A 20800-nucleotide genomic window follows, 5' to 3' on the forward strand; every position below is an offset into this window, starting at 1 on the left:
CTCAGTACGCAAGCGAGCGGTCGACGGCGTCGAGCACCCTGTCCAGGCCCGGCAGGTACTCGTCCTCCAGGCGCGCCGGCGGGTACGGCACGTGGTATCCGCCGACCCGCAGCACCGGTGCCTCCAGATGGTAGAAGCACCGCTCGGTGATCCGGGCGGCGATCTCCGCGCCCGTACCGAGGAAGACCGGGGCCTCGTGCACCACGACCAGCCTGCGCGTCTTCTCCACCGAGGTCTGCACACTGTCGAAGTCGATCGGGGACATCGACCGCAGGTCCACGACCTCGACGGACTTGCCCTCCTCGGCCGCCGCTGCCGCAGCCTCCAGGCAGACCTTCACCATCGGGCCGTACGCGGCGAGCGTCAGGTCGGTGCCCTCACGGGTCACTCGCGCCTTGTGCAGCGGGTGCGGGATCGCGTCGGTGTCGACCTCCCCCTTGTCCCAGTATCGCCGCTTCGGCTCGAAGAAGATGACGGGGTCGTCGCTCTGGATGGCCTGCTGCATCATCCAGTACGCGTCCGACGCGTTGGACGGCGAGACGACCTTCAGGCCCGCCACGTGCGCGAAGAGCGCCTCGGGCGACTCGCTGTGGTGCTCGACCGCGCCGATGCCGCCGCCGTACGGGATACGGACGACGACCGGCAGCTTGATCTTGCCGAGCGCACGCGCGTACATCTTCGCCAGCTGCGTGACGATCTGGTCGTACGCGGGGAAGACGAAGCCGTCGAACTGGATCTCCACGACCGGCCGGTAGCCACGCAGGGCCAGCCCGATCGCGGTGCCGACGATGCCGGACTCGGCGAGCGGGGTGTCGATCACCCGGTCCTCGCCGAAGTCCTTGTGCAGCCCGTCCGTGACCCGGAAGACGCCGCCGAGCTTGCCGACGTCCTCTCCCATGATGAGGACCTTGGGGTCGGTGTCGAGCGCCGTGCGCAGCGACTCGTTGAGCGCCTTCGCGATGCTCATGTTCTTTCCGGCCATGATCAGTTGCCCTCCTCGGCGGAGTCCGCGAAGGACGCCTGGTAGGCGGCGAACTGCGCGCGCTCCTCGTCGACGAGCGCGTGGCCGTCGGCGTGGGTGTTCTCGAACATGGCCATCGGGTCCGGGTCGGGCATCGCCCGTACAGCCTCCCGCACCCGCTTGCCGAGCGTCTCGCTCTCGCTCTCCAGGCCGGTGAAGAAGGCCTCGTCGGCGAACTTCTGCTTCTCCAGGTACGTCTTCAGCCGCTGGATCGGGTCCTTGGCCTCCCACGCCTGCCGCTCGTCGTCCGTGCGGTACTTGGTGGGGTCGTCGGACGTGGTGTGGGCGCCCATCCGGTAGGTGTACGCCTCGACCAGCGTGGGGCCCTCGCCCCGGCGGGCGCGCTCAAGCGCCGACTTGGTGACGGCCAGACAGGCCAGTACGTCGTTGCCGTCGACCCGGACGCCGGGGAAGCCGAAGCCCTGGGCGCGCTGGTAGAGCGGCACCCGCATCTGCTTCTCGGTGGGCTCGGAGATCGCCCACTGGTTGTTCTGGCAGAAGAAGACCACCGGGGCGTTGTAGACCGCCGAGAAGGTGAACGCCTCGGCCACGTCGCCCTGGCTGGACGCGCCGTCGCCGAAGTAGGCGACGACCGCGGAGTCCGCGCCGTCCTTGACGATCCCCATCGCGTACCCGGTCGCGTGCAGCGTCTGCGAGCCGATGACGATGGTGTACAGGTGGAAGTTGTTGCTGTTGGGGTCCCAGCCGCCGTGGTTCACACCGCGGAACATGCCCAGCAGATTGGTCGGGTCGACGCCGCGGCACCAGGCCACGCCGTGCTCCCGGTAGGTCGGGAAGACGTAGTCGTCGTCCCGCAGGGCCCGGCCCGATCCGATCTGGGCGGCCTCCTGGCCGAGCAGCGAGGCCCACAGGCCCAGCTCGCCCTGGCGCTGGAGTGCGGTGGCCTCGGCGTCGAAACGGCGGGTCAGGACCATGTCCCGGTACAGACCGCGCAGCTCTTCGGGCGTGAGATCCACTTCGTACTCGGGGTGCTCGATGCGCTCGCCATCGGGCGTCAGCAGCTGTACGAGCTGCGGCTCGTCGGGCGCCTTCGGCGTCCGTGCGGCGCCGGCTCGCTTGCTGCTGCGTCGCGGCTTGCGCGTCGCGGCAGTGCTCTCCACGGTCACGTGCGTGCTCCTCCGTCGGTCCGGCCCCCGGGGTTGCCGGTAAAGGCCAGTGCGGCTCGCCCGAATCCGGATCCCCCGCACGGGGTGGGTGCGATGCGAACCGGGAACAGGCGTGACAGGTGCCCCGGCGAGCACCCTCTCAAAGGCACGTTACCCAGTGCGTCGCAGAACTGCGAAACCCCATTTGACCTGCGATTTTGCTTGGATTTCCAAGTAAATCGAGAAATGGGCGAACAATCACTGGTCACAGCCTTGCAGGCCGCCGGAACAGGGGCACGTTATACCGGGCACCCCGGGCACGGGAAGAGTTCATGTGTGAAACTGATTCCGTGCCCGAAGATGGAAAAATCAGCGTTTTTCTCCTTGACGACCATGAAGTGGTACGACGCGGAGTTCATGAACTTCTGGCGATGGAGGACGACATCGAGATCGTCGGCGAGGCGGGTACCGCCGCCGACGCCCTCGCCAGGATCCCGGCCACCCGGCCGGACGTCGCGGTCCTGGACGTCCGGCTGCCGGACGGCAGCGGGGTCGAGGTCTGCCGGGAGATCCGCTCGGCCGACGAGCACATCAAGTGCCTCATGCTCACCTCGTTCTCCGACGACGAGGCGCTCTTCGACGCGATCATGGCGGGCGCCTCCGGCTATGTGCTGAAGGCGATCCGCGGCAATGAGCTGCTGTCGGCCGTACGGGATGTCGCGGCCGGCAAATCGCTGCTCGACCCGGCGGCCACGGCGCGCGTTCTGGAGCGGCTGCGCGACGGTGGCACCAGCAAAGGCGATGCCCGTCTCGCGAGTCTCACCGATCAGGAACGGAAGATTCTCGACCTGATCGGCGAGGGTCTGACCAACCGCGTCATCGGCGAACGGCTGCATCTGGCCGAGAAAACGATCAAGAACTATGTCTCCAGCCTGCTCGCCAAACTGGGCATGGAGAGGCGCTCGCAGGCGGCCGCGTACGTGGCCCGGATCCAGGCCGGACAGGAGCGGAGCGAGAACTGATCCGGGGCGCGCGACGGCCCGGGACCAGTGCCCGCCGGCCCGGTCCGCCGGTCGCCGCTCCGGTCCGTCGGTCCGACCCCTCGGCACCCCGGAAGTCCGGTCCGATTGATCGGCTGGAATGGTTTGAAATAGCTCTGAATGGGTTTGTTCGGCCTTATTCGGGACCTACGTCCTCAATGATCGGGCAGCTGTCCCCTTACCGGCACGGCGCCCGGCGCGGACAGTGGAAGCCATGCCCATCGAGGAACAGCGCGCCATCGCCCTGCTCAGCGGAGTGTCGTACGGCCGAGTCGCCGCCAGTATGCGCGCGCTCCCCTTCCTGGCCATCGCCCGGCACATCGTCTCGGACGGCTGCGTCATCCTGCGGATGCACGCGGGCCACGGGCACCACGAAGCCTGCGCGGGCAGCGTCGTCGCCTACGCGGCAGACAACCTGGCCTCCGGGGACGAACACTTCTGGTCGGTCCAGTTCACCGGAACCGCCGAGCTGACCGTCCCGGCCCCCGAAGAGGTCGCACAGTTCGAAACGGCCCCGGCCCAGGTGAACGGCGAACCGTACGAAGCGGTCTATCTGCGCATCAGGCCGCAATTCGCCACGCTGGACCGGATGGAGTACACCGCTCCGGAATCAGCCGGTGCCTCCCGGTGATCTAACATCTGGCGAGTGCCGCGCTCATATGCAACACCGCCTGTCGGGGAGCTGCTGCGCCGCTACCGGTCCACCGGTGCCGCGCTCTCCTGCGAGCCCGTCGCCCAGGGGCTGCTCAACCGCGGCTACCGGCTCGCCACCACCCACGGCGACTACTTCCTCAAACACCACCTCGACGGCGACCCTGCCTCGATCAGCCGCCAGCACCGCGCCACCCAGCGCCTCCAGGTGCTCGGGGTCCCGGTCGCGCCGCCGCTGGCCGACACGGACGGCGACACCGTCACGGTGATCGGCGGCCGCTGCTACGCGCTGCACCCCTGGATCGACGGCCGGCACCGGGAGGGCGCCCAGCTCAGCACGGCGTGCTCGCGGCGGCTCGGCGCGCTGCTCGGGCTCGTCCACACCGGTCTGGAGCGGGTGATGGAGGCCGAGTCGGCGCCGCCCGAGCACGAGAGCGCCGACCCCGCCGACACCTTCGCGGTCATCGAGGAACTGCTCTCCAGGCTGGCCTGCCGGCAGTCCGGCCGCGACACCTTCGACGAGCTCGCCGAACACCGGCTGCGCGAGCGCCGCCGCCTCCTGGAACGCCATGCGCACCGGCGCCCGCCGCCGGGCACGGCGGGCGGCTGGGTGCACGGCGACTTCCATCCGCTGAACCTGCTGTACCGGGGCGCCGAGCCGGCCGCGATCATCGACTGGGACCGGCTGGGCGTGAAGCCGCGCGCCGAGGAGGCGGTCAGGGCCGCGGTGATCTTCTTCGTGCAGCCCACGGGCGAGCTGGAGCTGGCGAAGGTACGGGCCTACGCGCGCGCGTACCGGCGGGCCGCTTCGGCGGGGCCGGCGGAGCTGGCCGCCGCGGTCCACCGGGTGTGGTGGGAGCGGCTCAACGACTTCTGGACGCTGCGCTGGCGCTACCAGCTGCACGACCGCAGGGCCGACCCGCTGTTTCCCGCGGCGTCGGCCCTGGTGGTGTGGTGGACCCGTGAGTACGAGGCGGTCTGCGAGGCGTTCTCGGGGTGAGGCGCCGGGGCGCGGGCTCCTGAACTCCCGGCCGCACGCACCCTTTTCCGGGGCTCAGCCGCCCGCCGCGGCCTTTCCTCCGGCTGTCAGCCGCCCGTCGCGCCCGCAGCCGCGTCGCCCGCGGTGGTCCCCGCCGCGGTGCCGGCCGTGCTCGATCCGTCCGTGGTGCTGCCGCCGTCCGGGCTGCCGCCCGCGGTCGTCGAACCGGACGACGTACCGCCGTTGTCGCTGCCGCCGTCCGTCTTGCCACCCGTGGACGAGGAACCGCCGTCCGACGACGTACCGCCGTTGTCGCTGCCGCCGTCCGTCTTGCCGCCCGTGGACGAGGAACCGCCGTTCGACGACGTACCGCCACCGCCCGATGTGGACGGGGACGGCGGGGGCGTCGAGGGCGTGTCGTTGCTCGGGGTGTCCGACGGGGTGAACGAAGGCTGCTCGGTGTACTGACCGCCACTGGACGCGCCCGGGTCGGTGCTGGTGTCCGGCGACGAGTCGTCCGTCGGGGTGTCGCTCGGCCTGTCGCTCTTCGAGTGGGCGGGCGCGGGCGAGTGGTCGGTGGACGTACCGCCGGAGTTCCCGCTGCCCGGCAAGCCGTTCGCCAGGACGAAGCCCGCGCCGATGGCGACCACCGCGAGCACGGCGACCACCCACATCCAGCCACGGCCGCCACGGCTCCGGCCTCCGCCGTCGTACGAACCGTCGTCCGGGTTCATCGGCGGCAGGATCGGGCCCTGCGAGGTGTCACCGTGCTGCGGGTGGCCGAGCGCCGTGGTGGCCGCTGTGCCCATCGCGGGGGTGGAGCCGCCCTCGTGCATCACGACCGGGCCGGTGTTCCACGTACCCGTGTGACCGCCCTGCTGCTGGAGCATCTGCAGCGAGTAGGCGACCAGCCCCCGCATCTCCTCGGCGCTCTGGAACCGGTCGTCCGGGTCCTTCGCCAGGGAACGCATCACGAGCCCGTCGAGCTCCGGCGGCACCGCTTCCGACACCTGCGACGGCGGGATGGGCATGTCCTGGACATGCTGGTAGACCACCGAGAGCGGGGTCTCCCCGGTGAACGGGGGCCGCATCGCGAGCAGTTCGTACAGCAGGCAGCCGGTCGCGTACAGGTCGGAGCGGTGGTCGACGGCCTTGCCGAGCGCCTGCTCCGGGGAGAGGTACTGGGGCGTGCCCATGACCATGCCGGTCTGGGTCATCGTCGACTGCGCGCCGTGCAGGGCGCGGGCGATCCCGAAGTCCATCACCTTGACCGCGCCGCCGTCCGTGATGATCACGTTGGCCGGCTTGATGTCACGGTGCACGATGCCGTGCTGGTGCGAGTAGGCGAGCGCCTCCAGCACACCGGAGACGATGATCAGCGCCTGCTCGGGCGGCGGGGCCTCGGCGTTGATCAGCAGATCGCGGATGGTGCGGCCCTCGACCAGCTCCATCACGATGTAGGGGACGGTGTTGCCGCCCCAGTAGTCCTCGCCCGAGTCGTACACGGCGACCACGGCGTGGTGGTTCAGGCCCGCGACCGACTGTGCCTCGCGGGTGAACCGGGCCTTGGAGACCGGGTCCTCGGCGAGGTCGGACCTGAGGAGCTTGACGGCGACGGTGCGGCCGAGCCGCACGTCCTCGGCGGCGAACACCTCGGCCATGCCGCCACGGCCGAGACGGTGGGTCAGCCGGTAGCGGCCGTCGCCGACGAGTCCGCCGACGCCCCACGACTCCGGCACGTCCGACACCCCGCCGCCGCCTGCCTCGGATTCGGGTGCCATCAGTCCTCGCCGTCGTGTAGGTCCGCGTCAGCGGTGGTACGCGGGTGATGCTCGGTGGTCCTCGCGGCCCAGTGCCACGCCACGCTACAGGCTCAGGGAGAGGGCCCGGTCCGGCAATGACCGGCTATCAAACCCGGAATCGCGTCGCCCATGCAAATCCTGCGTCCTTCCTGTAACGCTTACGAGACGCTTGGTACGCGTACGGTCACGGAACGGGCCCCCTGGCTTGACGTGTCAGTGGCCTCGGGCAGACTTTGCCCCGTGGGGCCGGGGTCACAGCAGACCGGCGCCACATCAGTACGCAGAGCGCCATATCAGTGCGCCATAGGGGGAGCCACGCCATGAGCCAGGACGGCGCGCAGGGGCGCTACGCGGGAGACTCGGTCGCCGGGGGGCGCTATCAGCTCCGTGACCTGCTCGGCGAGGGTGGTATGGCGTCGGTGTACCTGGCGTACGACCAGGCGCTGGACCGGCAGGTCGCCATCAAGACGCTCCACACGGAGCTGGGGCGCGAGCAGTCGTTCCGCGAGCGGTTCCGGCGCGAGGCGCAGGCGGTCGCCAAGCTGTCGCACACCAACATCGTCTCGGTCTTCGACACCGGCGAGGACACCCTCGGCGACGCGCTGATGCCGTACATCGTCATGGAGTACGTGGAGGGGCAGCCGCTCGGCTCCGTACTCCAGGCGGACATCGCGCAGTACGGCGCGATGCCGGCCGACAAGGCGCTGAAGATCACCGCCGATGTGCTGGCCGCGCTGGACACCAGCCATGAAATGGGCCTGGTCCACCGGGACATCAAGCCCGGCAACGTGATGATGACCAAGCGCAACATCGTGAAGGTCATGGACTTCGGCATCGCCCGCGCCATGCAGTCGGGCGTCACGTCGATGACACAGACCGGCATGGTCGTGGGCACTCCGCAGTACCTCTCGCCCGAGCAGGCGCTGGGCCGCGGGGTGGACGCGCGCTCCGACCTCTACTCGGTCGGCATCATGCTGTTCCAGCTGCTGACGGGCCGGCTGCCGTTCGACGCTGACTCGCCGCTCGCGATCGCGTACGCCCATGTACAGGAGGAGCCGGTCGCTCCTTCCGCGATCAACCGCTCCATCACACCGGCCGTCGACGCGCTGGTCGCCCGCGCGCTGAAGAAGAACCCGAACGAGCGGTTCCCGTCGGCCGAGTCCATGCGCGACGAGTGCCTGCGGGTCATGACGTCGGGGCACACCGGCGGCGCCCCGATGGTCGTCGGGGGCGCGGCGCCGAACAGCGGCGCGGGCGTCGGCTCGGCGGTCTTCCCGCCGGTGGACTCCTCGATGCCGCAGAGCGGCCAGGTCCAGACGCCCTACCAGCCGGGCCCGTACGGCACGACGGCCCCAGCGCCGTCGTACGGCTACCCGCAGCAGGGCGGCTACCAGACCCCGCCGCCGCAGAACGGGTACCAGACGCCCGCCGCCCAGCCGTACGCCGCGCAGCAGTACGGGGCGCAGCAGTACGGGGCGCAGACCCCGCCGCCGTACGGTGTCCAGCCCGCCGCTCCGTCCTCCCCGGCCCCGCAGAGCGGCTCCGGCGGGCGGCGGACGCCGATGCTCGTGGGCGCTGTCGTGGTGGTGCTGGCGATCGGCGGGGTGATAGCGGCGCTGCACTTCAGCGGCTCGGGCGACAACACGGCGGGCAGCGCGACGGACTCCAGCACCACGGACTCCACGTCGGTGAAGGCCGGGCACAAGGGTCCCGAGCGGGACCGGACGATGGAGACCACGGAGTGCTCGGGCGCGCAGCCGGGCGTCACGGACCCGAACAAGATCGAGCTGCCGAATTTCGCCTACAAGGACATCCTGTCGGTGAAGGCGTGTGCCCAGGCGGCCGGCTGGCACATCACGACGAAGGATGAGCCCAGCGGGCAGTGGGGCCAGGACGTCGTTCTCGACCAGTACCCGCTGGCGAAGACGGACGTCAGCCCCAAGAACCTCACCATCACGCTCGGGGTCTCGACGGGCGATCCGAACTAACGGCCCGCGCCCTTGCGTGGGTTCATAGGATTGTGCACATCCATCGGCTTGCGTACCCAAGTCTCCAGCCGCAACGGCGACGCGATGGCAGGCGGTACGTCGAATTCCTGACGGCTTGCGACCAGGGCAGCAGGGTGCCCCATCGACACGAAGGATGCCCTGGTGGCGCGCGGGGACAGCGCGTTACCCTTTCATAATTACCTTTGGTAAACACGGATGCCTACCCAGGGAATTCATACCTGACACTAGGCACCTCCACCGGAGATGAGGAATGAACCGGCCTCATTAATAACCTAATAAACGTTGACCCAGGAGCCTCCCCTTCGCTACAGTACGCAAGCAGTTCACAGCGAACCATGGGGGGAATTTAGTTGAGAAATCGTGGAATGCTCATGCTCGCAGGAGCATTGGCGGCAGGTCTGCTCACCATCACGAGTGCAACTTCCGCTTCCGCAGCAGGAGCGGTTCTGATCGCCGACCGACCAGGCGCGCATGGGAATGCTACTGTGAAGTTCGCCAGTAAAACCTATGCCAACAGCGTCTACCTCCGCGTAGTGGACCTCAAAGCGGATGGTCATCACGTTGAGATCAGGCTCATCACCAAGCACAGCGATGGTTCAATAGCATTCTGGCCTTGGCACGCCAACTACGGCGGAAGCACCACGGAGAAAGAGTGGAATTCGAGTCTGACAGATGCAAAGGGCATCGTTCAGGCTCGAATCCAGGTCTGCGTTTACGAAGGCAGCCAAGTTCTCGATTGCGCCTTCTCGCCGTTCAGCAAGAACACGTACTGGAACTAATCAAATACAGAACAACCTTCCCTCTTGCGGTAGCCCTTGCATCTCGGTTTAGCTAGATTTGCAACTGCTAGCCAGCAATGAGGCACATAATTCTTTGAATTATGGATGTGGTGCACACTAAAGGCCCCCGCTACTCAGCGGGGGCCTTCCCGCTCCAGCCCCAATCGCTTACACGACAGGCCGAAGACTGCAATATCGGAGACCCCTCCGAGGCGGCACTCACTGCATCCGGGGCAGCGCCGCCGTGACCATCCGAGCATCGATCCCACATGCCGGAACGTGATCATCGTCGTCCAATAACGATCCCCTCAGCACGGACCACTCGACCGCGAGACCATCCCTTTGCCCCTCCCGGGATGCCGGACTTGCGGGGAGATGTGACGCTTGGTCCGTCGTTCTTCTGCTTTCTGCTGCCGGTGGGTCCGGCAGGAATGAGGGGGCATTCAGTGATCGGTCTGGTGGCGCTTGCGGTGATGCTGTCCCCGATTTCGGTGGACACGGAGGCGCCGCCACCGGCAGTCGGCGTCACGGTCACCCAGGGCGCGCCCCCGGGCGCCGCCCCGGGCGATGCGGCGGGCACGGTCACGGACCCACCGGGAACGGCGGCGGGCGTGGTCGGCGGAGCCGCCGACGGGAGCACGGCCGGAGTCGCGGGCGGCGAGCCTGGTGCGGCGGGCATGGCGGGCATGGCGGATGTAGCGGGTGTTACGGGTGATTCGGTCGGCGCAGCCACAGGGGACGGCGGGGCGCGCGGCGGGCCGGGCACGGCCGGGCAGCCGGACAGCGGGGACGCCGGGGGTGTGACCGCCGGCAGCGGGGGCGGCGGCACCGCGGGAACGGCCCTCGGCGCAGGCGGACCGAAACCGTCCGTTACCGCATCCGGTGCCGCCGCATCCCGCCCCCCATCCGGCAGCAGCCCCTCCGCGCACCCTTCACCGCGCACCTCACTGGCGGGCGACCCGGCGGGTCAAGGCCGTCCGCGGCCGGGCAGGAACTCGGGCGCCTCGCTCTCCCCCTCGGGCGTACCGAGCCTCCCCGCCCACCCGCGCACCTCCGCCCGGGTGATCCGCCCCTCCCTGCCCATGCGGGCGCCCCACCCACCGGCCGCCCGGCACCGGCACTCCTGGGCGCCGCGCAACGACGAGGGCACCGGGCGGGCGACGGAGCCCGCTCCCGACACCCCGGCGCCCAGGGGCAGGGACATGGAAGCGGCAGGCAGGCACTCCACGCAGCAGACCGCTTCGCGCGCAGCCGACCTTCCGCTGCAAGTGGGGGCGATGGGCGCCGGACTTGCCCTGATCGGTCTCGGTCTGGGCTTCCTGGGACTGCGGCTGCGCCGGACGCAGTAGCTTGCGCTGGGCGACATACTCGGTATACATACTGAGTATGTCGATCCGTCACGGGCTACTGGCCCTCCTGGAACACGGCCCCCGCTACGGCTCTCAGCTCCGTACCGATTTCGAGTCCCGGACCGGTGCCACCTGGCCGCTCAACGTCGGGCAGGTCTACACGACGCTCGCCCGCCTGGAGCGCGACGGCCTGGTGGCGCAGGACTCCGAGGACGGCGCGGGCCACGCGCTGTACGCCATCACCGACGAGGGCCGCGAGGAACTCCGCAGCTGGTACGGGGCCCCGGTCGACCGCACCAGCCCGGCCCGCGACGAGCTGGCCATCAAGCTGGCGATGGCCGTCGGAGCGCCCGGCGTGGACATCCGCGCGGTGATCCAGGCGCAGCGCCACCACACGGTGAAGGCGATGCAGGACTACACACGGCTGAAGGCACAGGCCCTGGACACCGCCCCGGCCAACCGCGACGAGGTCGCCTGGCTGCTCGTACTGGAACAGCTGATCTTCCAGGCGGAGGCCGAGGCCCGCTGGCTCGACCACTGCGAATCCCGCCTGGTCCGCCTGGCGGCCGCGGCCCGGACGGACCCCGCTCCGGCCGCAGCGGGAAAACCCCGCACGAAGACCCGCCGCTGAACCGTCACTCTCACCGCACCGCCGCTGACGGCCCGTTCGGGCATCCGTCCCGTCCGTTCGGGAACGCGGCAAGCCCGTTCGGGCACCCGCTGAGTCCGTCCGGGAACGCCACAGGCCCGTTCGGGCACCGGACGGGCCCCAACCGGGCACCGCACCGAGCACAACCGGGCACCCGCCCGGCCCGTACAGCCACTTGCCCGCCCGGTCCGGACAACTGCCCGGCCTCCACCGCCACTTGACCACCGGCGGCGGGCCGGGCCGCCACCGGACACCCAGCCGACCGATCACCCGTACCCAGGGGGACCCATGCCCGCGCAGTCCACCGCACCACCCGTACTGGAACTCAGGAGCCTCACCCGTACCCACGGCACCGGAATCGCCGAGGTGCACGCCCTCCGCGGTGTGAACCTCACCGTCCGGGCGGGTGAACTGGTCGCCGTCATGGGCCCGTCGGGCTCCGGCAAGTCCACCCTGCTCACCCTGGCCGGCGGCCTGGACACCGCGAGCACCGGGCAGGTGATCATCGAGGGTCAGGACATCGCCACCCTCACCCGCAAGCAGCTCGCTGCCCTGCGCCGCCGCAGCGTCGGGTACGTCTTCCAGGACTACAACCTCATCCCCGCGCTCACCGCCGCCGAGAACATCGCCCTGCCCCGCGAGCTGGACGGCATATCCGTACGCAAGGCCCGCAAGGAGGCCAGGGAGGCGCTCAGCGGGATGAAGCTGGCCGAGGTCGCCGACCGCTTCCCGGACGAGATGTCCGGCGGGCAGCAGCAGCGCGTGGCCATCGCCCGCGCCCTCGTCGGCGACCGGCGGCTCGTACTGGCCGACGAACCGACCGGCGCCCTGGACTCCGAGACCGGTGAGGCCGTACTGGCCCTGCTGCGTACCCGCTGCGACGCGGGCGCGGCAGGGGTCATGGTCACCCACGAACCCCGGTACGCGGCCTGGGCCGACCGGGTGGTGTTCCTGCGGGACGGTTCCGTCGTCGACCAGACGCTCAGCACGGACGCCGGTTCGCTGCTCGCCGCCGAGGGCGCCCAGTGAACGTGTTCACGGGCTGGCGCGCCGCCCTCCGTATCGCCCGCAGGGACGCACTGCGCGCCAAGGGCCGCAGCGCCCTGGTCGTCGCCATGATCGCGCTGCCGGTGCTGGGCGTCACGGCGGCGGACATCACGTACCGCAGTTCGGTCCCGACGCGGGCGGAGAAGCTGACCTCCGCGATGGGCGCGGCCGACGCGCTGTTCAGGGATCCGGGCATGGGCGGCGGCCCGATCGAGCAGATGCCGGACGCCGAGTCGTACCAGCAGGCCGACGGCGAGCACGGCGGCGCATCCGGCAGGACGGCGGCCCAGCGCACCGTGCCGACGGACCTGAAAACCGCGCTCCCCGAGGGGGCGCGCGCCATCACCCGGCAGACCGTGCTGTCGACCCTCACCACCAAATACGGCATCACGACCACCGATGTCACCGAACTGGACACCTCGGACCCGCTGGTCAGCGGGATGATCAAGCTGGTGCGCGGCGCGTACCCGAAGACGGACAGCGACATCGTCGTCAACGACGCCTTCCTCAAGTCGGCCGGGCTGCACGTCGGTTCGCACACCACGGTCCGGGGCGTCGGCAAGACCTTCACGATCACCGGCGCCGTCGAGGTGCCCGCGAGCCTGAAGGACAGCTTCCTGTACGTGCGGCCGGGCGCCCTCATCAAGCCCTGGCAGCGGGCGGCCGCCGCCGACCACACCATCACGCAGCCCAGCCCCGGTGACCGGTCCCTGTTCGTCAAGGCGGCCGGAACCTCGGGGATCAGCTGGCAGGACGTCCTCGCGGCCAATAAGCACGGCGTACTGGTCGAGTCCCGCAGCGTCGATCTCGACCCGCCGCCCAACTCCCAGGTGCCCATGGCGTCCCACATCAGCGGCACCGGAACGAGCCCCGGGTTCAAACTGACCGCGGCGCTCGCGACCGTCGTCGCCATGGCGATGCTGGAGATCGTGCTGCTGGCGGGCCCCGCCTTCGCGGTCGGTGCGCGCCGCTCACGCCGCCAGCTCGGCCTGGTCGGCACCTGCGGCGGCGACCGGCGGCACATCCGCGCCGTGGTGCTCGCCGGGGGAGCGGTGCTGGGCGGTGCGGGCGCGGTCGCCGGTACCGCTGCGGGTCTTGCCCTGACGGTCGCGCTGCGCCCCGTGATCGAGGGATGGGCGGGCCAGCGGTTCGGAAGCATCGCGATCCGCCCTGTGGACCTGGTGGGTATCGCGGCGATCGGCCTGGTCACCGGTGTCCTGGCGGCGCTCGCACCGGCCGTCGTGGCGGGCCGGCAGCCGGTCGTCGAATCGCTCACGGGCCGGCGCGGGGTGCGCCGCTCCTCACGGGTGATGCCGCTGCTCGGGACCGTCGCCATCGTGCTCGGGGGCGCCGTGGCCGTCATGGGCGGGCTCAAGGGCCGCGCGGTGCCCGTCGCCGTGGGCTCGGTCGTCGCCGAACTCGGCGTCCTCGCCTGCATCCCGGTGATCGTGGGCTCCCTCGGGCGGCTGGGACGCTTCCTCCCGCTGGCCCCGCGGCTCGCCCTGCGCGACGCGGCCCGCAACCGGGGCCGTACGGCACCCGCCGTCGCCGCGGTGATGGCAGCGGTCGCGGGCACCGTCGCCGTCGCCACGTACACCGCGAGCACCCAGGCGGAGCAGGCGTACAACGTCCATCTCTCGCTGCCGCCCGGCGTCGTCGCCATCAACGCCGACACCTATTCGGAGCACGCGGACCCGGCGAAGGCGCTGGAACTGGCCCGCGGGCTCGCCCGGCGCGACCTGCCGGTGCAGGGCGCCCCCGCGACCATCAGCCGGGTGTGGGCGGGCAGCGACTGCAACAAGTTCAGCGAAGCGGAGGCCGGCGCCTGCGGCTCGCTCACCATGCCCAAGCCGGACGCCAACATCTGCCCGCTGCAGGCGCCGGGCGGCAAGGACCTCGCGGCCAGGCTCTCCCCCGCCGGGCACAAGCGGCTGATGAACTCGCCGAAGTGCAAGGACGCGGAGTACGCCGCGAACTACTTCGGCAATGAGTCGGAGATCGTCGTCGGTGACAGCGCGATGCTGCGCGTCTACGCCGGGCTGAACGACCCGGCCGCCGCCAGGGCGCTGGCCGCCGGCACCCCCGTACTGCTCAACAACGCGTACACCGGGGCGGACGGCAAAGTCACCCTGAAAGCCGTCCACCGCTACGTCGCCGCGGACAAGGCGAACCGCGAACGGCACCCCGGAAAGGCCAGGACGACCGTCAGCCACCTCACGGTCTACCGGGCTGCCGACCGGTACGCCGCCACCCCCGGGGTCCGCATGATCATGCCGCAGGCCACCGCCGACCGCCTCGGGCTGCACACGGGCCCGGTGGCTGCCGTCTACCGGACCGCACACGCGCCGACCGAAGCGGAGAAGCAGCGCTTCAACGACGGGATGTCGCAGGCCGGGAACGGTGCCTACCTCTGGCAGAACGAGAAGCCGGACGGCAGCGACACCACCATGCTGATCCTCGCGCTGTTCTCGGGCATGGTGACGCTCGGCGCGGCCGCCATCACCACGGGCCTGGCGAAGGCCGACGCGGAAGCCGACCTGACGACCCTGAGCGCGATCGGCGCGCCGCCCGGTGTACGGCGCACGCTCAGCGGCTTCCAGTGCGCGGTGGTCGCGGGAACGGGCGTCCTGCTCGGGACCGCGGCGGGTGCGATGCCCGCGGTCGCGGTGCGGCTCACGGACCTCAAGAGGGCGCTGGACCAGATGCGCGCGCACCCGATGGACTCCGCGTACACACCGATCGTGCTGCCGTGGGAGACCATCGGCATCCTCGCCGTGGCCGTACCGGTCCTGGCCGGTCTGCTGGCCGCGGGCTTCACCCGGTCCCGTCTGGTCCTGGCCCGGCGGGCAGGCTGACGCGGCGCGCGCGGTGGATCAAGCCGGATCGGGGGCACAACCCCTCATGAAGTACGTGTGCGAGACAATGGCGGCATGGAGATGCCGAGGAGTGAACGGTCGGAACAGCCGGAGGAGCACCCCAAGGTCCTCATCGTGGGACAGGACGGGATGGCGCTCGGCGGCGGGGCCGGCGGTGACGACGAGTCGCGCGAGGTCCCAGTGACAGAAATGGTGGAACAGCCCGCCAAGGTCATGCGCATCGGCAGCATGATCAAACAGCTTCTGGAGGAGGTCAGGGCAGCTCCTCTCGACGAGGCGAGCCGGGTCCGGCTCAAGGACATCCATGCCTCGTCCGTGAAGGAGCTGGAGGACGGACTGGCCCCTGAGCTGGTGGAGGAGCTGGAACGCCTCTCGCTGCCGTTCACCAACGAGGCCATCCCGTCGGAGGCGGAACTGCGCATCGCGCAGGCCCAGTTGGTCGGGTGGCTGGAAGGTCTGTTCCACGGCATCCAGACGGCGCTTTTCGCCCAGCAGATGGCCGCGAGGGCCCAGTTGGAGCAGATGCGCCGGGCGCTTCCCCCGGGCGCGGGCGGCCAGGAGGAAGAGGACGGGGACGGCGGCCACGGAGCGATCCGCTCAGGCCCGTACCTCTGACCCCGTACCTCTGACCCCGTACCTCTGACTTCTGACCCGGTCAGCGCCACTTCTGGTTCTGCCGGCAGCTCTTGACCTGTTCGACCTTCACCGAAACGAACCCCCGAGGCCCGGCCTCCCGCAGCGACAGCGAGCGGGGGCCGGGCCTCGGGGGTGATGGCGGGCGTTTCAGTCGGCCGGGGGGCCTCGGGGTGTGAACCTTTCAGGGACCGTACGCCCGCAGGCGGCCAGGAGGCCAGGAGGCCCAGGAGGTCGGGAGCCGCCAGGCGGCCGGGCGGCCGGGAGAGAAGAACGGGAGAACTCTGGCGGGGTACTACGCCTGCAGCAGGACCTTCCCCACGTGCACACCGGAATCCAGCACCCGGTGCCCCTCCGCCGCGAGAGCCATCGGCAGCACCTGATCCACCACGGGCCGCACCCGGCCGCCGGAAATCAGCGGCCAGACATGCTCACGGACCGCGGCGACGATCGCCGCCTTCTCCCCCAGCGGCCGTGCCCGCAACGACGTGGCCGTAACGGCGCCCCGCTTCCCCAGCAGAACCGCGAGGTTCAACTCGCCCTTCACACCGCCCTGCATACCGATCACCGCGAGCCGCCCGCTGGTCGCCAGCGCTTCCACGTTCGGGTCCAGGTACTTCGCGCCGACGATGTCGAGGATGACGTCGGCCCCGGCCCCGCCGGTCGCCTTCCGGATCTCCTCGACGAAGTCCTGCTCGCGGTAGTTGATCAGTACATCGGCGCCCAACTCCGCACAGCGGGCCAGCTTCTCGGCGCTGCCCGCGGTCACGGCGACCCGTGCGCCCACCGCCTTGCCCAGCTGGATCGCCATCGTGCCGATCCCGCTCGACCCGCCATGCACCAGCAGCATCTCGCCGGGCCGCAGATGGGCGACCATGAACACGTTCGACCAGACGGTGCAGGTGACTTCCGGCAGCCCCGCCGCGGTGACGAGATCGATCCCGTCCGGCACCGGCAGCAACTGCCCCACCGGTACGGCGACCCTCTCCGCGTAACCGCCGCCGCCCAGCAGCGCACACACCTCGTCGCCGACGGCCCACCCGGACACCCCGGGCCCCAGGGCCGTGATCCGACCGGAGCATTCCAGGCCGGGATACGGCGATGCCCCGGGAGGCGGGTTGTAGAAGCCCTGACGTTGCAGTAGATCGGCGCGGTTGACTGCGGACGCCACTACCTCGACGAGGACTTCGCCCTCGCCGGGGACAGGGTCGGGCACTTCGGCCCAGACAAGCGCCTCGGGACCGCCGGGTTCGGGGATCGTGATCGCATGCATGATCGCGAGGCTACTCCGCACCGGCTCCGGCTGCCTTGGGGGAGACCCGGACAATCGCGATCACCCGGTCGGTGAGCTGAAGCGGACTGGCGTCGGGGTCGTCGTATCCGATCAGCCGGTGACCGCGCTTCACGCTGACGACCAGATCGTCCGCGTCCCGGACGCTCCGTCCCACCTCGGCCTTTATGACCGGCCGCTCGACCAGGTCGAGCCCGCTGCCCTGCTGGATCAGATCCTCCATCACGGTTCCCGCGCTCGGGCTGAGCACGGAGAGGCCGAGCAGCCGCCCCGCCGCACTGGCGCTCGTGATCACCGCGTCAGCCCCGGACTGGCGCAGCAGCTGAGCGTTCTCCTCCTCACGCACGGCGGCGACGATCTTCGCCCCGCGGTTGAGCTGCCGCGCGGTCAGGGTCACCAGTACGGCGGTGTCGTCGCGCTGGGTGGCGATGACGATCTGCCGGGCACGCTGCACCTCGGCGCGGAGCAGTACGTCACTGCGGGTCGCATCCCCGATGACGCCCGCGAATCCCTCCGCATTGGCGGCCTCGATGACCTTGCTGTTGGGGTCGACGACGACGATCTGCTCCCGCTTCAGGCCGGTCGCACACAGCGTCTGCATCGCGGAGCGGCCCTTCGTACCGAATCCGACGACGACGGTGTGGTCACGCAAGCGGAGCCTCCAGCGGTTCAGCCGCCACTCCTCCCGGGTGCGCTCGGTGAGCACTTCGAGAGTGGTGCCGACCAGGATGATCAGGAAGAGCACGCGCAGCGGCGTGACGACAAGGATGTTGGTGAGCCTGGCACCGTCGCTGTACGGGACGATGTCGCCGTAACCCGTGGTGGAGAGGGTGACCGTGGCGTAGTAGAAGGAGTCGAGCAGGTCGACCTTGCTGTCGGCGTTGTCGTGGTAGCCATCGCGGTCGAACCAGACGATGAGCGCCGTCACCGCCAGCACCAGCAGTGCGATCAGGACCCGTCTGCCGACCTGCCGGAGAGGCCGCTCGACCACCCGGCGGGGCAGTTTCACCCGGCGGGTGACCAGCTTCTCCCCCACCTGCCGGTCGAGGGCATCATGACCGGGCAGTTTCACGTGAAACACTCCTCCGCCCACGGCAGATCGAGGATCTCCAGCAGCTGACCGGGCCGCGCGCCTCCGGACGGTACGACGGCGAGCCCGTCCGCGGCAGCGATACCCCGGAGCATCGCCGGTCCATGGAAGTGCAGCGGAACCACCTCATCGGTCCGGCGCACGACTGGCACGAGCCGGGTGTCGTACGGGTGGCCGTGCACCTCTTCGCTCACGGGCATGGCGTAAGCCTCAACGACGGCGCGGCCGGCGAGCCCGCGGATCAACGGTTCGGCGAGCGTCAGCAGCCCGGATACGGCGGCCAGCGGGTTTCCGGGAAGTCCGACGAGATGGCGTCCGTCGGCGAGCCGGGCGAGCAGCATCGGGTGGCCGGGGCGCACGGCGACGCTGTCGACCAGTAGCTCGGCGCCGAGCTTGTGGAGGATCGGATGGACATGGTCGACGGGCCCGGCGGCGGTGCCCCCGGTGGTGATGACCAGATCGGCCTCGGAGCCCGCGACGGCTTGCCGGAGAGCATCGGCGTCGTCACCGAGACGCCGCGTGGTCAGGACCTCGGCGCCGAGCGTCCGCAGCCAGGGGCCGATCATCGGTCCCAGAGCGTCCCGGATCAGTCCATCGTGCGGGAGCCCGTCGGCCAGCAACTCATCGCCGAGGACCAGGACTTCCACCCGGGGACGGGGAAGGACCGGCAGCTCGTCGTAGCCTGCCGCGGCTGCCAGACCGAGCACCGCGGGGGTCACCAGCCCCCCGGTCGGCAGCAGCTGGTCGCCGGTGCGGCACTCCTGCCCCCGGGGCCTGATGTCCTGCCCGGTGACGACGTGGCGCCGCGCGTGCAGCTGCTCGGTGCGGTCATCCGTCCGGGCATGTTCGGTGCGGACGACGGCGGTCGCGTCGCGCGGGATCCGAGCGCCGGTGGCGATCCGTACGGCATCTCCGTCGGCGAGCTGTCCGGGTCCGGCCTGACCGGCGAGGATGTCGTCCCGGTCGCTGATCCGCCAGGGCCCCGGCCCGGAGACCGCCCAGCCGTCCATGGCCGAGGTGTCGAAGGACGGCAGATCGGTGAGCGCGGTCAGCGGCCCGGCGAGGGTCAGACCCAGCGCCCGGTCCAGCGGCGCCCGCCGCGCGGACACCGGCACCGCACGTCCGGCCCGCGCCGCACCCGCGCGGGCATCGGCCCAGGGTGCTGCGCGGTGCTTCTCCGATGCGCCGGACGGCTTCCCGTGCTGCGCCCCGGTCTGCGTCCCTGTCTGCTTCCCGTGCTGCGCCCTGGTCTGCTTCCCGGTCCGCCTCTCGGTCTCGGCACAGCTGTTCTCGGATACGGCGGCGGGCGGCGGCACGGCCGGTGGCTCCCTGCGGACCAGCGCCAGCGCTTCGTCGAGGTCGCGGTCCTCCGCCTCGTCGAGGTCGCGGTCCTGCTGCCCGGTCATCCGGCGTCGGTCCCCTTGGCCTCTCCGGCCTCGTCAGCCCACCGGTTGGCGAGCGCGGCGGCCTTGCGTGCGGCCGTGGCGACAGCCTCGGGCCCGTCCATTTCCGCCTTCGCCGCTGCATAGCCGACGAGGAAGGTCGTCAGCGGCGCGGCCGGCCTGGCCACGCCGTGTGCGGCATCGCGGGCCAGGTCGAGGAGGACGCCGGTGTCGACATCCAGCTCGATGCCCAGCTCGGCCTTTACTGCGGTGATCCATTCATCAAGCACGTACCCATGCTCCCTGATGTGGGCCCGCGCCGATGCCACGGCCTGCCAGGTGTCGCAGTCGAACGAGGCCAGGGGGTCCGCAGCGATCCGGGCGAGGTCGAGTCCGGCGGTGAGCAGCCGCAGGGGCAGCCCCGCGAGCGAACCGTGCTCGGCGGCGAGCAGCGCGAGTCCGCGACACAGTGCGTCGGTGCGGTAGGCGGCGACGAGAGGCTGGTCCCGGCCGCCCGGATCGGTGAGCAGCACCCCTTCGTGGGGCCCCGTTTCGAGGGCGCCGATCAGCGCCGGCACGGTGGCCTCCCCGAGAAACGGCAGGTCCGCGGAGAGTACGAGCACCACTCCGGCCGACACTCCGCGCACCCCGGCTCCGAGCGCCGCCAGCGGCCCGCCACCGGGCGGCTCCTCCCGCGCCCAGACCACGGGCCGTACGGTCTCCCGCCGTCCCCCGACGACAACGGTGGTCCCGGCCCCTCGGCAGGCCCCGAGCACCCGGTCGAGCAGCGTCAGCCCTCCGACCGTGAGGCCGGGCTTGTCAGCACCACCGAGCCGCTTGGCGGCCCCTCCGGCGAGCACCACGGCGTCATACAAGGTCATCCCGCGAGTATGGGCCGCGGCAGAGCTCTACGGAATGGCGCCGCGACATCCAGCCCGGACAGCAGCCCCGACAGCCACATGGGACATCCGCATGGGACATCCACCCGCGACAGCCACCGGTGACAGCCACACGGCGGTCGCGCAGGCCGACGAGCGGTGCGGCGGTCGCGCAAGCCGACGAGCGGTGCGGCGGACACCAGCGCGCACCCGGGATC

General features: G+C 70.6%; 17 protein-coding genes. 10 read left to right on the forward strand and 7 right to left on the reverse strand.

Annotated elements, in window-relative coordinates; all coding sequences use genetic code 11:
* Nucleotide 1 precedes the first annotated feature (1 nt).
* Together OG385_RS14925 and pdhA are read right to left on the reverse strand one after the other, a co-directional pair.
* Nucleotides 2-982 carry an alpha-ketoacid dehydrogenase subunit beta gene (locus tag OG385_RS14925; RefSeq protein ID WP_266855159.1) on the reverse strand — a complete coding sequence of 327 codons (981 nt, stop codon included), beginning with the start codon at nt 980-982 and terminating at the stop codon, nt 2-4.
* Between the two features lie 2 nt (nt 983-984).
* Nucleotides 985-2148 carry a pyruvate dehydrogenase (acetyl-transferring) E1 component subunit alpha gene (gene pdhA / locus OG385_RS14930; RefSeq protein WP_266855160.1) on the reverse strand — a complete coding sequence of 388 codons (1164 nt, stop codon included), beginning with the start codon at nt 2146-2148 and terminating at the stop codon, nt 985-987.
* Nucleotides 2149-2477: 329 nt separating this feature from the next.
* Here pdhA and OG385_RS14935 point away from each other — a divergent pair, with 329 nt between their 5' ends.
* From OG385_RS14935 to OG385_RS14945, 3 genes are all read left to right on the forward strand, one after another.
* On the forward strand, nt 2478-3149 hold the full coding sequence (locus OG385_RS14935) for a response regulator transcription factor (protein ID WP_323183762.1): 672 nt from the start codon (nt 2478-2480) through the stop codon (nt 3147-3149).
* A 232-nt stretch (nt 3150-3381) separates the two neighbouring features.
* On the forward strand, nt 3382-3798 hold the full coding sequence (locus OG385_RS14940) for a pyridoxamine 5'-phosphate oxidase family protein (protein WP_266855162.1): 417 nt from the start codon (nt 3382-3384) through the stop codon (nt 3796-3798).
* Between the two features lie 15 nt (nt 3799-3813).
* Nucleotides 3814-4818: a phosphotransferase gene (locus OG385_RS14945; RefSeq protein ID WP_266855163.1), complete on the forward strand. Its 1005-nt coding sequence runs from the start codon at nt 3814-3816 to the stop codon at nt 4816-4818.
* A gap of 86 nt (nt 4819-4904) precedes the next feature.
* Here the strand turns inward: OG385_RS14945 and OG385_RS14950 are convergent, their stop codons facing one another.
* Nucleotides 4905-6578, reverse strand: a complete 1674-nt coding sequence (locus OG385_RS14950) for a protein kinase (protein ID WP_266855164.1) — start codon at nt 6576-6578, stop codon at nt 4905-4907.
* 341 nt (nt 6579-6919) lie between these two features.
* Between OG385_RS14950 and OG385_RS14955 the strand changes: the two genes are divergently transcribed.
* From OG385_RS14955 to OG385_RS14985, 7 genes are all read left to right on the forward strand, one after another.
* Entirely contained in the window at nt 6920-8587 is a 1668-nt protein-coding gene (locus OG385_RS14955) for a Stk1 family PASTA domain-containing Ser/Thr kinase (protein WP_266855165.1), read from the forward strand.
* Between the two features lie 392 nt (nt 8588-8979).
* Nucleotides 8980-9387, forward strand: coding sequence for a hypothetical protein (locus OG385_RS14960; protein ID WP_266855166.1), 408 nt, complete (start codon nt 8980-8982; stop codon nt 9385-9387).
* A gap of 446 nt (nt 9388-9833) precedes the next feature.
* Nucleotides 9834-10736 (forward strand): hypothetical protein, encoded by a 903-nt coding sequence (locus OG385_RS14965; RefSeq protein ID WP_266855167.1) that lies wholly within the window; start codon nt 9834-9836, stop codon nt 10734-10736.
* 37 nt (nt 10737-10773) lie between these two features.
* Nucleotides 10774-11367, forward strand: a complete 594-nt coding sequence (locus tag OG385_RS14970) for a PadR family transcriptional regulator (RefSeq protein ID WP_266855168.1) — start codon at nt 10774-10776, stop codon at nt 11365-11367.
* Between the two features lie 306 nt (nt 11368-11673).
* Nucleotides 11674-12414, forward strand: coding sequence for an ABC transporter ATP-binding protein (locus tag OG385_RS14975; protein ID WP_266855169.1), 741 nt, complete (start codon nt 11674-11676; stop codon nt 12412-12414).
* Nucleotides 12411-15287, forward strand: coding sequence for an FtsX-like permease family protein (locus tag OG385_RS14980; RefSeq protein ID WP_266855170.1), 2877 nt, complete (start codon nt 12411-12413; stop codon nt 15285-15287). Before OG385_RS14975 ends, OG385_RS14980 begins: the two co-directional genes overlap by 4 nt.
* A 75-nt stretch (nt 15288-15362) precedes the next feature.
* Complete coding sequence (locus tag OG385_RS14985) at nt 15363-15923, forward strand: bacterial proteasome activator family protein (protein WP_323183763.1); 561 nt, start codon at nt 15363-15365, stop codon at nt 15921-15923.
* 313 nt (nt 15924-16236) lie between these two features.
* On the opposite strand, the gene OG385_RS14990 is transcribed toward OG385_RS14985, so the two are convergent.
* The 4 genes from OG385_RS14990 to OG385_RS15005 are packed head-to-tail and all read right to left on the reverse strand — an operon-like array spanning nt 16237 to nt 20585.
* A complete protein-coding gene (locus OG385_RS14990; RefSeq protein ID WP_266855171.1) occupies nt 16237-17214 on the reverse strand; it encodes an NAD(P)H-quinone oxidoreductase in 978 nt (325 codons plus the stop codon).
* Nucleotides 17215-17224: 10 nt separating this feature from the next.
* Nucleotides 17225-18304 (reverse strand): TrkA family potassium uptake protein, encoded by a 1080-nt coding sequence (locus OG385_RS14995; RefSeq protein ID WP_266855172.1) that lies wholly within the window; start codon nt 18302-18304, stop codon nt 17225-17227.
* Nucleotides 18301-19728 carry a molybdopterin molybdotransferase MoeA gene (locus OG385_RS15000; protein ID WP_266855173.1) on the reverse strand — a complete coding sequence of 476 codons (1428 nt, stop codon included), beginning with the start codon at nt 19726-19728 and terminating at the stop codon, nt 18301-18303. The genes OG385_RS14995 and OG385_RS15000 overlap by 4 nt, the downstream gene beginning before the upstream one ends.
* Complete coding sequence (locus tag OG385_RS15005) at nt 19725-20585, reverse strand: NTP transferase domain-containing protein (RefSeq protein ID WP_266855174.1); 861 nt, start codon at nt 20583-20585, stop codon at nt 19725-19727. The genes OG385_RS15000 and OG385_RS15005 overlap by 4 nt, the downstream gene beginning before the upstream one ends.
* Between the last annotated feature and the right edge of the window lie 215 nt (nt 20586-20800).

The organism is Streptomyces sp. NBC_01306 (assembly GCF_026340465.1).
Lineage (GTDB): Bacteria > Actinomycetota > Actinomycetes > Streptomycetales > Streptomycetaceae > Streptomyces.